The organism is Enteractinococcus helveticum, assembly GCF_001657475.1.
GTDB classification, from domain to species: domain Bacteria; phylum Actinomycetota; class Actinomycetes; order Actinomycetales; family Micrococcaceae; genus Yaniella; species Yaniella helvetica.
This window is the reverse complement of sequence record NZ_LXEY01000104.1, coordinates 1-14869: the sequence shown is the minus strand read 5'-3', so window position 1 is coordinate 14869 and position 14869 is coordinate 1. Positions and strand designations below refer to the sequence as shown.

Annotated in this window: 10 protein-coding genes and 1 pseudogene; 5 read left to right on the top strand and 6 right to left on the bottom strand. The window is 56.6% G+C overall.

The window, feature by feature from the left end:
• Positions 1 to 1878 precede the first annotated feature (1878 nt).
• On the top strand, positions 1879 to 3054 hold the full coding sequence (locus A6F49_RS14995) for a ParB/RepB/Spo0J family partition protein (protein WP_043055359.1): 1176 nt from the start codon (positions 1879 to 1881) through the stop codon (positions 3052 to 3054).
• 269 nt (positions 3055 to 3323) lie between these two features.
• On the opposite strand, the gene trxA is transcribed toward A6F49_RS14995, so the two are convergent.
• The 5 genes and pseudogenes from trxA to A6F49_RS18540 all read right to left on the bottom strand — a co-directional run.
• The gene (gene trxA, locus A6F49_RS14990) at positions 3324 to 3647 is read right to left on the bottom strand and encodes a thioredoxin (protein WP_043055360.1); all 324 of its coding nucleotides are present in this window, start codon (positions 3645 to 3647) and stop codon (positions 3324 to 3326) included.
• Complete coding sequence (trxB, locus tag A6F49_RS14985; RefSeq protein ID WP_235605026.1) at positions 3647 to 4636, bottom strand: thioredoxin-disulfide reductase; 990 nt, start codon at positions 4634 to 4636, stop codon at positions 3647 to 3649. Before trxB ends, trxA begins: the two co-directional genes overlap by 1 nt.
• A gap of 131 nt (positions 4637 to 4767) precedes the next feature.
• On the bottom strand, positions 4768 to 6354 hold the full coding sequence (locus tag A6F49_RS14980; RefSeq protein WP_043055361.1) for a discoidin domain-containing protein: 1587 nt from the start codon (positions 6352 to 6354) through the stop codon (positions 4768 to 4770).
• 104 nt (positions 6355 to 6458) lie between these two features.
• Complete coding sequence (murJ, locus tag A6F49_RS14975; protein ID WP_052499917.1) at positions 6459 to 8195, bottom strand: murein biosynthesis integral membrane protein MurJ; 1737 nt, start codon at positions 8193 to 8195, stop codon at positions 6459 to 6461.
• A gap of 398 nt (positions 8196 to 8593) precedes the next feature.
• Positions 8594 to 9160 (bottom strand): annotated as a pseudogene (locus A6F49_RS18540) (NUDIX hydrolase); the annotation flags it as partial.
• A gap of 110 nt (positions 9161 to 9270) precedes the next feature.
• Between A6F49_RS18540 and A6F49_RS14965 the strand changes: the two are divergent.
• Positions 9271 to 10728: a CCA tRNA nucleotidyltransferase gene (locus tag A6F49_RS14965; RefSeq protein ID WP_052499918.1), complete on the top strand. Its 1458-nt coding sequence runs from the start codon at positions 9271 to 9273 to the stop codon at positions 10726 to 10728.
• Positions 10729 to 10808: 80 nt separating this feature from the next.
• Here the strand turns inward: A6F49_RS14965 and A6F49_RS14960 are convergent, their stop codons facing one another.
• The gene (locus A6F49_RS14960; RefSeq protein WP_043055362.1) at positions 10809 to 11141 is read right to left on the bottom strand and encodes a helix-turn-helix domain-containing protein; all 333 of its coding nucleotides are present in this window, start codon (positions 11139 to 11141) and stop codon (positions 10809 to 10811) included.
• A gap of 590 nt (positions 11142 to 11731) precedes the next feature.
• Between A6F49_RS14960 and A6F49_RS14955 the strand changes: the two genes are divergently transcribed.
• The 3 genes from A6F49_RS14955 to A6F49_RS14945 all read left to right on the top strand — a co-directional run bounded on the left by A6F49_RS14955 (position 11732) and on the right by A6F49_RS14945 (position 14698).
• Positions 11732 to 12295, top strand: coding sequence for a DUF6434 domain-containing protein (locus A6F49_RS14955; protein ID WP_043055363.1), 564 nt, complete (start codon positions 11732 to 11734; stop codon positions 12293 to 12295).
• Between the two features lie 150 nt (positions 12296 to 12445).
• Complete coding sequence (locus A6F49_RS14950) at positions 12446 to 12970, top strand: DedA family protein (protein WP_052499919.1); 525 nt, start codon at positions 12446 to 12448, stop codon at positions 12968 to 12970.
• Between the two features lie 39 nt (positions 12971 to 13009).
• Positions 13010 to 14698, top strand: a complete 1689-nt coding sequence (locus A6F49_RS14945; RefSeq protein ID WP_043055364.1) for a formate--tetrahydrofolate ligase — start codon at positions 13010 to 13012, stop codon at positions 14696 to 14698.
• Positions 14699 to 14869 lie beyond the last annotated feature (171 nt).

Here is a 14869-nt window from a genome sequence, read left to right as displayed (position 1 = left end):
CGGCGAGTCCTACCGCGTCAAAAACGCCCTAATGAAATAACCCCTTATCGCCACTTTGGCAGGAAACCCTGCCAAAGTGGCCGGATTCTTATCGCTTTAATGGCCGACTTCTAATTGACAAAACACACTCGAGAAGGCTGTAGCCCAATTGTTGGCTTATCGAACAGGTTTTATGGCTCATATGAGCCCACAGAGAGGTTGGTTTCTTCGAGTTAGTAGAGCAGGGGTGGCACTTGAGTTATGTTCAGAGGCAAAATTTCTTGGATGCATCTTGTACTGCCGGGTACGTACCCCATGCATCTCGGGAAATTCTTCAGTATCTCCTGGATCGTTTCACGTGAAACCAAAATTAGACCCGCCTAGGTCTTTATGGGCTCTTACTGACCGCAAAGGCCCCTCCCCCAGGTGAAGTTGATCGAGTCAGGCGACTGTATAACGAATTCTCGATATGGACGGCTAGCTAATTAATAGGAATCAGCGTTCTGTATTTGCGTGTAGTCAGGGATGACGAAGTAGGGACTTTACTGTGACTAGCGGGCAGTCATCGCGGCGATGAGGAACCCTTCAGGGTAGACGAGTATATATCTGACTACCGTGGCGCATGCTCAGCATGATGCAGCCGCTGATTAATTTGAGATGACGGTTAATGTCGTGCGTTTTATCTATTGGGATTTGAGTATTGGGCCGCAGTGTTTCACGTGAAACACTGCGGTGGAAGAATACCAGATTTGGTAGATCTGCAGGACCTGTTGGCGCTCGTCGAGTGAAGCGTTGTAGTTCTGGGTTGACAGCTAAGAGAAACCACTTTCATTGCTGGCAGGTACAGGCGCTTATAAGATTGTCATCAGAATATGTGGAGAATTCGTGTAGTCTCACATGATGTTTCGTCCCAAAGGTGATTAGTCGTTGGAGTTTTAGTCACACGGAATTCAGTGTATCCGGTCAGGCTAATCGATGTTTCACGTGAAACCGGTCGGTGCCAAGGCTTCAGGACGGGGCAGTTGCACTGAGGATTCTTTGTCACTCTATTCTTAAAAGTTCATTGTGCATCAACGAGGGATCTTGCCGCAATGTACAGGGCTGCAGCTTCTGGTTGAATGTGAAGTTCGACCGTTTCACGTGAAACGGTCGAGCCGATCCCCTGTCACGCCTCGACGTGTTGCAGGTCTTGAGCAAAATTGGGTCCAGAACCGACTGGGAATTCACGTGAAACATGGATACTGGAAGTCATACCAAGTGGCGAAGTACCTTATCTGTTAATTCTGGCCGACTGGGTGCAAGGCAACCGTGGGCCAGCAATGACTGTAGAGCCCGCAAATTATGGCCAGATGTAGGGTGATAGCTAGTAGATTATGTCGACTGCTACTGTCATGGACACCCGATCACAGTACTTCTAAATTCATTCAAAATCCGACGCGCATCGCGGGAGGGGCTGATGATTCTCGGCAGCTCAAAGCCCAGGAATGACAATGCTACGTGTTCTGGTAGAGCACGGCGGGAGCCCAATAGCCATCTTGTTACTGCCGTGTTTCACGTGAAACACATCAGTCCAGTTGGCCTAGTTTGTCGAATATGACGAACTCGATCCCCCCAATGAGCTAGCCTGAATCGTCCATCACTATCTGACCGACTCCACCTCAAAATACAAGAAGAAGTGCAGCAATACTCGCCGTGTATTCCACCCACTCCCCTACGATTGCGATGGGTTGCGCTATGTGTAATCGCGGTGCACTTCAAAGATTTAGCGCGGCGGCGCAAAGCATCTAATCCGGTGGCATAAACTAAGTGTGTTTCACGTGAAACAACCAAGAGCCATGGGAAAGGCAGCTACACTTATCATTGTTCATGAGAGTGTGCAAGGCGGATGGGAGGAGCTACATGACACAACAACCAAAGAAAAGTCGTCGAGGATTAGGGCGCGGTCTGGGCGCTCTAATACAAGATACATCGGTGGCGGAAGAAGACGAAGCAACGGAAGAGAATGCGGCGCAAGAGACGACGTCAGAATCTAATGGGTCATCGACACGCGAGGCTGCAACAGCAAGTGATGACACCAAAGATGATGTCGGTTCCCGCTACTTAGACTCGACTAAATCACTTGATAAGCGTCGTCCTTCTGACCTATTCTTTGGCGACGGTCCCAGTACAAGTCGTCAAGCGGCGCAAAAGAAAGCAAGTCGCACAGCAATGCCGAATCCGATTCTTGAGCGACCAAAGAATCCGACAACAAATGACGCAACGGAGAGCGACAGCCTCCTGCGTGAGATCGACATAGATGACATTCGGCCGAACCCACGTCAGCCGCGTGACGAATTTGATGAAGAGGCGATGGCAGAGCTCGTTGCTTCTATCACGGAAGTCGGGGTGCTGCAGCCTGTAGTTGTCAGGCCTGCTGGTGCTTCTGGGCAGTATGAGCTCATCATGGGCGAGCGTCGTTGGCGTGCAAGCAAGCGTGCAGGGAAAGATGTCGTCCCTGCAATCGTGAGAGATACTGCCGACGAAGATCTTCTACGTGAAGCCCTTTTGGAGAATATCCATCGCAGTGAACTCAACGCCCTAGAGGAAGCGGCAGCCTATCAACAGCTGATGCAGGACTTTGGATGGTCGCAAGACGTCCTAGCAAAGCGTGTTGGTCGATCCCGCCCACACATTTCAAACACACTGCGGCTTATGAACCTCCCCCCTGCTATCCAGCGACAGGTTGCTGCTGGAGTACTTTCGGCTGGACATGCTCGAGCGATCCTTGGTGTAGCTGACGAAGCGCTGATGCTTCAGTTGACCCAGCGCGTTATTAACGAGGGTATGTCGGTCAGAGCAACAGAAGAATTGGCAACTCTAATGGCCAAGGACTCTGAAGTCGCAACGAAGGCTCCAGCGACACAGCGTAAGAACACGCGTCAATTCGATGAGCTGGCATCCTCTCTCACTGACTTCCTCGACACCTCAGTGAAAATCACACTGGGCGCTAAGAAGGGTCGCATCGCGATCGACTTTGCTTCAGTGGATGACCTGAATCGAATCATGAAGGTTATCAACCCGGAAAACCCTTCCTGATAGCCAGTCCTCCTGAAACTTCACGGCACAATGAATAATGTTCTTGTGCCGTGAAGTTATTTATTTAGCCCTCCCCTGCTGAAGGGTCGCTTCTTCAAGCGTCATGGACTCAGATGAAGTACTACTTTTAATGCACAAGAGTAGGACCGTCCAATTTGCCCAGCAATGACGTGTTCGGAACTTGCTATCCCACTCAACGATTTATAGCAACAAAAAAAGGGTGATGGTCTCTATGAGACCATCACCCTAAAGATTAGAGCTGTCAGTTCCTAGTTCAGGTAGTCAGCAAATTCTTTTTCAAGTACGTGCAGTGGTTTTGCGCCAACGGACGTGGCAACCTTTTCACCGTCTTGGAAGACGAATACGGTTGGGATACTGGTGATACCGTACTGTGCTGCGATACCAGGGTTGTCGTCGACATTTACTTTTGCAACGGTTACCTTCTCCGAGTACTTCTCTCCAATTTCTTCGAGAACAGGCGACAGCTGGCGGCAAGGACCGCACCAGACTGCCCAGAAGTCAACGATGACTGGCTTGTCTGAGTCGATGACTTTTTCTTGGAAATCCTGATCTGTTACATCAATGGTCGACATTAAATTCCTTCCGATAGGAGCTGTGGGCTTTTAGAAACAGTGGGGTGAGCGCCGAGGTAATCTTCGACGTCGATAGCAGCCTTGGCACCCATTCCGGCAGCGGTGATGGCCTGGCGGTATTTGCCGTCAACGACGTCGCCAGCGGCAAAGACGCCTGGGATGTTCGTTGCAGTTGAAGGTTCCTGAACGATGATCGTTCCATCGACGTCATTGATTTCAAGGACATCTTTGACGAGATCGGTTCGCGGATCGGAGCCAATTGCGATGAAGACTCCGTTGACATCAAGCGTGTTGACCTGACCGGTCTCAATATTGCGAATATCAATCGATTGTACTTTATCTGCGCCGTTGATAGCGTCGACGGTCGAATTCCAAATGAATTCGATCTTTTCGTTGGCCAGCGCACGATCGGCCATGATCTGCGAGGCACGCAGTTCATCACGGCGGTGGATGACGTAGACCTTCGAAGCGAATTTGGTCAAGAAGATGGCCTCTTCCATGGCGGAGTCTCCCCCACCGATAACAGCAAGTGGCTGGTCGCGGAAGAAGAAACCGTCACAGGTTGCACACCAGGAGACACCCTTACCAGTCAGCGCACTTTCGCCCTCGAGCCCAAGTTCGCGGTACTGGGAGCCGGTGGCAATGATGACTGCGCGAGCGTAATGCTTGGTGCCGTCGCCCAGGGTAATGCGTTTTGGCTCGGCCTTGAGGTCAACCTCTACGACGTCCTCGTATTGTACGTCGGTGCCGAATTTGCGGGCCTGAGCTTCGAGGTGGCTCATGAGCTCAGGGCCCATGATGCCATCTGGGAAGCCTGGGAAGTTTTCCACGTCGGTGGTGTTCATCAGCTCGCCACCGGCCTGCACAGAGCTTGTGAACAGGACAGGTGCCAGGTTGGCTCGTGAGGCGTAGATGGCTGCGGTATAACCGGCAGGGCCAGATCCAATAATCACAACGTCGTGTACGTCGGCGGTAAGGTTCTCTGCCAAGGGTAGTTCCTTTGCTCGTGCTAACAGATGTGGGCGCAACGAATAGGGCCCACTGCTTCTAAGTTCTTCCATTGACAACGCAAACAGCGGGGCAGAATATTCCCCTACCCTGCCCGCGCTTCGCTGTCAGGTTAGTTGACGTCAATCTCGGCGATTCGCAGACCGAAGGGTCGATCTGGCGAATTCGTGTTTGACAGGGTCGGAAGCTCGGTGAAGTTGATAATCACGTAGCGAGCCTCGATGGGTTCGCCGTCAGAATTATGGGCATCGACCGTGTATTCAGGTCCGGTGAAGGATCCTTCGGTGATGACCACACCGGCATCTGGATCCGGCTCGTTGGCCACGGACACGGTGAAGGCGCCACCTGACCCCTGGTTCTGGGCGATGGTGATCTCCGAAACCGGGGCTTTCTCTTCGAGCTCGACCACCAGGGCCAGGTTGGAGGCAAAGCCACCGAACTGCGGGGTGGTAAAGGTCAGAGTATGCCAGGCGGTGGCCTGGTTGCCGTCAACGATGGCCGGCAGGTCGGCGTCGTACTCATTGGTGAGACCGGGGGCATCAGGCACGATGCGCTCTACCGAGGCCGGTACGGGCTCGGGGCCGGTGGGCTCTTGCTCGGCCTCATCTTCGGCCGGGGCATCGCCCTCATTGTCGGCTGGCGCCTCAGCGGTTGGCTCGTTGGCCACCGGTGGTTCCTCTTCGGGACTGCCCAGTACGCGGAAGCCGATGACGACGGCGGCGACCAGGATGGCGACCAGGGCGACGCCGGCGATCCAGCGTCCCACGGTCGAGCGTGGCTTCTCATCGGTATACTCGATGGCATAGCCGTCATCGGCGGCGCGTTCTTCCGGGGCTGCCGGTGGAATGACCGGTGGGGCTTGTTTGCGTGGCTTTTCGCGCGCCGGTTCGGTGGTGATAGGAGGCGGTGGGACCGGGGCAGGCGCCTGATCCTGCTGCTCGGTGACCGGGTTGAAAACTTCGGTGCGTTGCTCATCGGCCGGCGCCTGGAAGACTTCGGTGCGTCGGTCGTCGTCTTCTGGGGCATTGAAGACCTCGGTGCGCTGGTCATCTTGCTGGGTGTCGGTACGCGAGTTGGCATTGCGATTGCGTGCGGCGGCGGCACCAGCGGAGGCCCCCGCGGCTCCGGCTGCTCCTGCAGTGCCTTTGGCGGGGGTTTGGCCTGGGGTCACGGGCAGATCGTCGGTGTCTTCGTGCAGCCAGTTGTCGATGCGGTCGGAGAGCTTATTGATGAACTCGGGGCGCTTGGAGTCGTCGTCTTCTTCGGCGAGTTCTTCTTGGAGTTCGCGGTAGTACTCGGCGTCGTCGTCAAAGGTTTGGGGCGTGGCCTGGCGGGCTTCGCCAAACAGCTCGGTGCCCAGGTGCTCGGTGAAAAACGGTTCGACGTAGACGTCGCCGGTGGTGAGCAGGGCCAGGAAGTCTTCGACGTCGGCATTGCCGGGGGCAACCAGGTAGGTGCGGTTGTCAGAGAGCCCCAGGTCCAGGATTTGGATGGAGCTGGTGCGTTCGCCCGTGGCCAGTTGGCGGGCGGACTGGGCGGCTTGGGAGGCGTTGTCGCGGGAGGCAACCAGGATGAGGACTTCACGGTTGAGGACTTTATCTAACCCGGTGAGGACCTGATCTTGCTGGGCGGATGCCATGACGCGCCCGGTGATCTCGTAGCGACCTCCGAGCACGGTGCCTTCGTCGATATGGGCCACCAAGACCTCCCTAAGTTTGTCGGCGGATGTTCAAGATTGTTCTCTAGTTTAGGTGATCTATCGGGTGCTGTGACCATCTGACAACGCGGCGTCACACTAACGGTTTAGTTGGATTTTGTGGCGCGGCGTAGGCGGTTGGTGATGGGGGCGGTGAACTCGTTGAGCTCGGTGACTTCGAAGATGCGGCAGGCTACCAGGTAGACGACGACCATGACGGTCCCGACGATTGCACAAGCTAGTGCTGCGTTGGGGATGGAACTCATGGCCCAGCCGCCGCTGTAACCGCCCATTGGGTAGAGCAGGGCCACACCGAAGACGCCGGCGACGACGGCGGCCCAGCCGGAGCGAATGTAGGTGGCGAGCACGGCTTTGGTGCCGTAGTCGCCGAAGTGGCGTTTGACCAGGATGTGGGTGAGCACCAGTTGGAAGACGTGGACGCCGGTGAAGATCAGGGCGATCAAATGCGCCAGGGATTCCATGGGGACTACCGGGGCGATCCCGTAGGCCAGGGAGAGCGACAGGGCGGCGGCGCCGACTTGGACGATCATGGGGATCAGCGCGTTTTCGGAGGCGTAGAACACGCGCAGCAGGTAGAAGTGGGCCGAGCGCAGTGGCATGCCCAAAGCTAGCAGCAGCAGGATTTGGGCGATAGCGTGGGCCGAGACGATGGCGGTGTCGGCCGTGGAAGCGAACAGGCGCGCGATAGTTGGGGCTAACACGATAATCCCGGCCACCGAGATCATCATGGGTACGGCGAAGGTGCGCAGCCCGGAGTTGGTGGTGCGTTTGACGGTGGCCATGTCGTTGTCGTGGACAGCGCGGGACAGGTGGTTGAACAGCACCGTGGCAATTGACAGCACAAATACCGAGTGCGGCAGCACCGTAATGAGTTGGCCGACATTGAGGGCCTGCAGGCCGGGGATGGCGGCCTGGGCGAAGGGGTCATCCAGGGCGGTTCGGGCTTCGGTGGCGCCGGTGACCAGCCGGTTGATCATGAGGTTGGAGATGTTGCCGACCATCATGGTGACAATCGTAAAGCCGGCCAAGCGGCCGGTGTGGCGCAGGCCCATGCCTTTCCACCCGAATTTGGGGCGCAGGCCCAGGCCGAGGCGTTTGAGCGGCCAGAGCAGCACGGCCGCCTGGACGATGATCCCTAAGGTGTGGCCGCCGGCCAGAATGACTGTGTGCGTCGTCGTCCATTGCGCGAATTGTTGGCTGTCGGGCATGGCCACGTATGGCCCGAACATCATGATGTAGAACAGGATGAACGCGATGGCGATGACGTTATTGGCCACCGGTGCCCACATGTAGGCGCCGAAGCGGCCGTGGGCGTTGAGCACCTGGCCGATCACGGCGTACATACCGTAGAAGAAAATTTGCGGCAGCGTCCAGAAGGCGAATGCGGTGCCCAGTGCCAGTTTGGCATCCGACCAGCCCAGCGTGAGCCCCTGGATGATGGGCGCGGCCAGGAAGGTCAGGGCGATGGTGAAGGCCCCGATGATGATTGCGGCCAGGGTGATCAACCGGGAGGTGTAGTCGGCGCCGCGGTCGGCTTTTTTGGCCTGTTTGATGATCTGCGGGACCAACACCACGTTGAACACGCCGCCGGCCAGCAGCATATAGATCACGTTGGGGATGGTGTTGGCAGTTTCGAAGACGTCCCCGACCAGGGCTGTGGAGCCGATGGCGATGGCCAGCAGGGAGGTGCGCGCAAACCCGAGGACGCGAGAGATCATGGTGCCTGCGGCCATAAGTGCCGAGGCTTTGGCACCGGCGGATTTACTGCGGGAGGCGTCTTTGGGGTCGTGGTGTGGCTCGGTGGCCTGCTGGGTTTCGGTCATGTGTTTGGTGTTTGGCGTTTCTTAAACAGTGCGGCCGAAGGTTTTGGGATATTCGGCTGCTCATCGGGTTCGGAAACCGCGTCCGATGCGGAGTCCTTGGGCAGGCTATCAGGTGAGCCTTGGGACTCACTGGATGCTGTGGACTCGTCCGATTCTAACGCTAAACGCTCGGTGTGATGCTCCGAGTCGGGGGTTTGGGGAGCGTTGGCCTGCTGCACCGGCTGTTGGGCGCGCGCCAGCTTTTGGGCCAGCTCATACGGCGTCGGGGGTTTTCTGAGCGTTTCGTCGTCATTGCGAAACTGTGGTGGAATCAGCCCGGAGGGTAATCTGCGGGTCATGGGGACCACCCGGCGCGGGCGCACGGTGGCCGGTGGTGGCGAGATGTCGAAGAACTCGGCCATCAGCTCGCGGGCCAGCTCCACGATGCGGCGTTCATTAATGAAGGTCAGCCGCCCGGTGAGGCGATCGACGTCAACCCAGGCGACGTCCACGGCCTCTTGGTCCGGGTCATTTTCGATGGTCAACTCCCCACCGGTGGCGCGCAATAAGAAGTGGTGCACGGTTTTGTGGATGCGTCGTCCCGGCACCGTGAACGTATATTCGATGTGCCCCAGCTCGGTGAGGATGTCGCCCGAAATGCCGGTTTCTTCGGCCACCTCGCGCATGGCGGCCTGGTGGTGGTCTTCTTCGCCCTCTGGATGCCCCTTGGGCAGCACCCATTCGAGTCGTCCCCCGCGGTTATAGCGTGCAATAATGGCTACCTGGTGTATGCCACGGTGTTCGCGCACGACCATGCCGCCGGCCGAAATCTCTCGTACAGTGGGTATTTGCCCGGCAACGTTGAGGACTTCGCCTCGAAGCCGCCCCGTTTGTGGGTCGCGGCGGACCCGGCGTCGTGCGGACGCAGAGGTGCCCCAGACATTGGGTGGGGTGCGATCAGCGGCACCGCGGGGGCGTTGGGACATATAATCCACTCTAGCCCGTTGCACCACGCCAGGCATGCCCCGCGTGCAACACAGGTGGGGAAAATTTCACATGTATTATCCGTAAACCAGAACGAAACTGTCAAAACGCCATGTCCAAGCACACTGAAACCACATACGCCACCGTGCCTTTACCGGCCGGTTTTCCCGACGACGTCGCCCTGCCCAAGTTCGTTATAGAACTCGGGCAGCGCTTTGAAGACGCCGGATACGAGCTCGCCCTAGTGGGTGGGCCGGTGCGCGACATGTTCTTGGGTTCGAATGTGACGGATTTGGATTTCACCACGGATGCCAAACCCGAGGCGATCCAGCAGATCCTGACCGGTTGGGCGCACGCGCAGTGGGACATCGGCGCGGCGTTTGGCACGATTGGTGCTCGTTACGGCGACTGGATCGTGGAAATTACCACCTACCGCGATGAGAAATACGATCCGGATTCTCGCAAACCCGAGGTCGTGTTCGGCACCGATTTGATTGAGGATCTACGCCGTCGTGATTTCACGGTCAATGCGATGGCGCTGCGCCTGCCGGATTTTGAGCTCATCGATCCGTTTGGTGGCGTGAAAGCCCTGGTGTCGGGTGTGTTAGAAACTCCGGGCACCCCGCAGCAGTCGTTTTCCGATGACCCGCTGCGCATGATGCGCGCCGCACGGTTTGCCGCTCAACTTGGAGTCACCGTCTCCCCCGATGTTGCCGAAGCCATGAAAGACATGGGCTCGCGCATTGTCATCATCTCTGCCGAGCGCATTCGTGAAGAACTCGTCAAGCTCATGATCGCCCCGAAGCCTCGTCGTGGCCTGGAACTGCTTGTCGCCTCCGGCATTGCCGACTCTGTGCTGCCGGAATTGCCCGCCCTGCGTGATGCCCAAGACGACACACACCGTCACAAAGATGTCTACGAGCACTCATTGCAGGTCATGGACAACGCGGTGGAACGCGAAGCCGACTACTTTGATGCCCCGAATTTCGTGTTGCGTTTTGCCGCACTGATGCACGATATTGGCAAACCTAAGACCCGACGCTTTGAGGCCGGGGGCAAGGTTTCGTTTCGTCATCACGACGTCGTCGGCGCCAAAATGGTTGCCAAACGGATGCGTGAACTGCGTTTTGATAAGGACACGACCAAAGCCGTGGCCCGGCTGGTTGAGCTGCACATGCGCTTCTATGGATATGGCGACGGCGAATGGACCGACTCGGCCGTACGCCGCTACGTGACTGACGCCGGTGATTTACTCAAGCACCTGCATGCGCTGACCCGTTCGGACGTGACCACGCAGAATAAGCGCAAGGCGCGTCGTTTGGCCGCTGCTTATGATGATCTGGAAGCCCGCATTGAACAGCTGGCTGAGGAGGAAGAGCTTGCGGCGATTCGTCCGGACCTTGATGGTCAACAGATTATGGAGATCCTCGGGATCAAGCCCGGTCCCCTCGTTGGACGTGCCTATAAGTATCTACTGGATCGCCGGTTGGATGAAGGGCCTTCGGATTTTGAGGCATCGAAGCAGACACTGTTGAACTGGTGGGCTGAACAGCCGGAGGCTCAGGACTAGTATCTATTTTAATAGAGACCCACTAATGAGAAAATCTGGTCGATTTTTCTCATTAGTGGACGTGCGTCTGAGTATGGTTGTCAGATCTGGACCTTTGTCTCTCCTTCTTTAGGCCGTAGGACTATTTCCATGCCCAGAGCATCTGCTAGCTTGAGCAAGGTATCCCGTGTGGGGTTGCCTAGGCCATGTTCGATACGACTGATGTCTGCTTGCTGGAGTCCTGTTTGCTGGGCCAGCTGTGGCTGTGTGAGGTGAGCTAATTTTCGGGCCTCGGCAAGTTGACGACCGAGTGCTTCTTGAGCGGTGGTCTCTGCTTCAAGTTGAGCGGATAAGCGTTGTGCCAGATTATGTGTACTCGGGCTCCATTTTTCGCGGTTCTTCGTCGCAAGATCTCGGAATGAGCGAGTGGCCATCGGAGTCTCCTGGATCGCTGTAGTGCCATTTTATTATGTGCTTTAAGGCATACTTTGTCAAGTATTAAGTTTCCATCGGAGCAGATATTTTCTGGCTTTTCTGATTTCTCGTTCTTGTCGTCTCTTGGACGGATCTTTGCCTTTGTTGTAACCCTGAAAGAGGGGCACGATTTTATCCCCGTGGAACGTGCAGAAGATACGCAGCAGAACTTGTCTGTCAACCCACAGGGGATCATTCCCTCGCCCGTTTCCGTGGCCTAACTTCGGGTGCTAGGCAAGAATGCGGTGCCAGACGAGGAACTATTTTGAAACTGCATTTGGGGCCGAAGGCTGTCTTGGCGCTCTTCGAATGATTCTCCATCAGATTTCGAGACGCCGAAGCAGGCTCTGTTGGACTGGTGCGCTGAACAGCGCGAGGCTCAGGACTAGTATCTATTTTTAATAGGGACCCACTAATGAGAAAATTCCACCAGATTTTCTCATTAGTGGGTATACCTGGTTAAATGTCCAAAGTTTTGCCTGATAACTACGGCCTTTTGTGGATGATAATGCGTGAAGTTCAAGGTGCAGCATGTTGATACTGTAAAAGCATGACCTCTTCATCTTCAGAGCGTCCATCACTAACACCGGAACTCACAGGAGCAGAGCTACAGCGGTGGTACTGGCTCAAAGAAGAGCTGACGCAATTTGCACGAACTCTCGGAATTCGAGCTACCGGCAGCAAGGAGTTGCTGACTCGGCGGATCGCCGCATATTTGAATGGCCGCATATTTACTGAACCAACGGTGGCTAGACCAGCACCTTCACAGCAATTATCCGGAAGGTTAGCAGGTGACACGATGATTCCCGTAGGGCAACGATGTAGCCAAGTCGTGCGCGGCTGGTTTATTGAGCAACTGGGGCCTTCGTTTCGCTTTGATAAAGCAATGCGCGATTTTTTCGCCAGGACTGACGGCACTCAAACACTTGCAGACGCGCTCGACCATTGGCATGCGACTCGAAACATGCAACAGCAGGAGCCGGATGCGCAGTTCGAATACAACAGGTTCACACGCTCGTGGCACAAGCAGCACCCCAATGGGTCCAGACAGGAACTGCTAGCTGCCTGGCGAGAATACCGAAATCGGCCAATTGATGAACGGGGTAGAGCCTAGTGCCATGCAGCCGTGTGGCGTCGGGGATTCGCCACCACATGAGCGTCAATAGCTGCTCAGCTTCAAGCCCAAGTTCTGACACCAGAATTCAAATTCCAGCATACTAGAATACGAAAAAGAACCCGCACCTAATCTGTTAAGGGAGAGCTCATGGGCAATGGCGTCTGGTACAACCCTATGTCCTGGGATGGCCCCTGGATTTGGGTGTGGCTCGGGCTGTACTTTATTATCTTTTGTCGCGCCGGCGGGACCTACCTGATCGGTCGAGCGGTGCGCAGCGGCGTCATCAGAATCGGTGCGGTCCAGAAGGTGATGGCCTCGAGCGCGTATCAGCGGGGCGAAGCGGCCATTGATCGGTGGGGCCCGCCCGCCGTCGCCATTTCTTTTCTGACGATTGGATTCCAGACGGCGATCAACCTGGCCGCCGGTGCCATTCGAATGCACTGGTATCGATATTTGCCGGCCCTGCTGATTGGCGGCGCACTGTGGGCAACGATTTATACGACGATCGGATCGGTGTCATTCAAGGCGATCGCGGCGGCCTATGAGAGCTGGCCGATCGCCACGATCGGCATTACCGTGGTGCTGGCGTTGGCGCTGATCGGGTGGCTTGTGTGGCGTCTAACTGCCGTGAAAGAGAACGCTGAGGAAAAAATTGACTCGACACGCGACTGAATCTTCCGTAACTGCTGTGATGTAGCTAACGTTGCGGTTATGAATGATGCTGAAATATCACTAGCTGCTGAGCTGAAGCCCATTGCTGACATTGCCGCGACCGTCAAGATCTCTGAGGACGCGCTGATCCCGTATGGCCATTACATGGCCAAAGTTGATACCCAGAAGATTCAACGTTCTGGAAAGCGCGGGAAACTTATCCTGGTGACCGGGACCTCCCCCACACCTGCTGGGGAAGGCAAGTCCACGGTGTCGGTGGGACTGTCGGATGCCTTGAACCTGGTGGGGTCCAAGACCATGGTCGCGTTGCGTGAGCCATCGCTGGGTCCGGTGTTTGGGATGAAAGGTGGTGCCACCGGTGGCGGCTACGCCCAAGTGGTGCCCATGGAAAACATTAACCTGCACTTCACCGGGGACTTCCATGCCATTACCTCGGCCCACAACCTGTTGTGCAACCTGGTGGATAACCACATTAACCACGGCAACGACCTGGGCATTGACCCACGCACCGTGCGCATCAAGCGCGTGTTGGACATGAATGATCGCAACCTGCGCAACGTCGTCATTGGTCTAGGGGGTCGTGCTTCGGGCAGTCCACGCGAAGACGGCTTTGAAATTACCGTGGCCTCGGAAACCATGGCGGTGTTCTGCCTGTCGCGCGATCTTGATGACCTCAAAGAACGCCTGTCACGCATTGTGGTGGCCGAGACCTATGATCGCCAACCCGTCACGGCCGCCCAACTGGGACCAAATGGCGCCCAGGGTGGGATGGCCATTTTGCTGCGTGATGCGATGCGGCCAAACCTGGTCCAATCCATTGGCGGGACCCCGGCGCTGATTCACGGTGGCCCCTTTGCCAATATCGCCCACGGCGCCAACTCCGTGATTGCCACCAATACCGCCCTGGATTTGGCCGACACCGTGGTGACCGAAGCCGGATTCGGCGCGGATCTGGGCGGCGAAAAATTCGTGAACATTACCGGACCAGCCGGTGGTTTTGCCGCAGCCGCCGTGACCGTGGTCTCCACGGTGCGTTCGTTGAAATACAACGGTGGCCTATCGGTGGCTGAGGTCAACAAGCCCGGCGATGACCGCGCCGGGCACATCCAAGCCATGGAACGAGGTTCCGAAAACCTGGCCCGTCACCTGCAGAACGTGAAATCCTGGGGCGCGCCCGTGGTCGTGGCGATCAACCAATTCCCCCAGGACACCGAAGAAGAACTCCAATGGGTCAAAGACTTCTGCGCTCAACACGGTGTGCACGCCGAAGTCGTCAGTGTGTGGGCCAATGGTGGCGAGGGTGCCAGAGCCCTGGCCGAACACCTCGTTGAGGTCCTCAACGACTCCGACGACACCGTCCAGCCGATGTTCACCCCAGAGACCGGTATTCGCGAACGCATCACCCACATCGTCAAACATGTCTACGGTGGCGACGGTGTGGACTTCTCGGCAACCGCCGAACGGCAGCTGCAACAGCTGGAAGCAGCAGGTCAAGACAAGCTCCCGGTGTGTATGGCCAAGACTCAGTACTCGTTTAGTGATGATCCCAAGGCCCTGGGCGCACCCTGTGACTTCCGGGTCACCGTGCGCGAACTCAACGTCCGCGCCGGTGCCGGCTTCGTGGTGGCCCTGACCGGTGCCATGATGACCATGCCCGGCCTGCCAGCCGATCCAGCCTCCGACAACATGGACGTCGACGAACACGGCAACATCGTGGGCCTCTTCTAGGCACATCGCATAACGCACACATTGATGGGTGTCGACCGTTTGGTGGCTCATCGTAAAAATGAGTGTAGTTGGTGTCTGAATCCGCCGGTGTCGAGCAGTGCTCTGGTGATGTAATGCATGAGGTTACGGAAGCCTAGGGCGGTGCCGCGCAGGTGTTCGATTCTGCCGTTG

What these genes read in the sequence shown, in the direction of transcription:
- A6F49_RS14995 (WP_043055359.1), top strand. Translation starts at nt 1,879, where the DNA reads ATGACACAACAACCAAAGAAAAGTCGTCGAGGATTAGGGCGCGGTCTG.
- trxA (WP_043055360.1), bottom strand. Translation starts at nt 3,647, where the DNA reads ATGTCGACCATTGATGTAACAGATCAGGATTTCCAAGAAAAAGTCATC.
- murJ (WP_052499917.1), bottom strand. Translation starts at nt 8,195, where the DNA reads ATGACCGAAACCCAGCAGGCCACCGAGCCACACCACGACCCCAAAGAC.
- A6F49_RS14965 (WP_052499918.1), top strand. Translation starts at nt 9,271, where the DNA reads ATGTCCAAGCACACTGAAACCACATACGCCACCGTGCCTTTACCGGCC.
- A6F49_RS14960 (WP_043055362.1), bottom strand. Translation starts at nt 11,141, where the DNA reads ATGGCCACTCGCTCATTCCGAGATCTTGCGACGAAGAACCGCGAAAAA.
- A6F49_RS14955 (WP_043055363.1), top strand. Translation starts at nt 11,732, where the DNA reads ATGACCTCTTCATCTTCAGAGCGTCCATCACTAACACCGGAACTCACA.
- A6F49_RS14950 (WP_052499919.1), top strand. Translation starts at nt 12,446, where the DNA reads ATGGGCAATGGCGTCTGGTACAACCCTATGTCCTGGGATGGCCCCTGG.
- A6F49_RS14945 (WP_043055364.1), top strand. Translation starts at nt 13,010, where the DNA reads ATGAATGATGCTGAAATATCACTAGCTGCTGAGCTGAAGCCCATTGCT.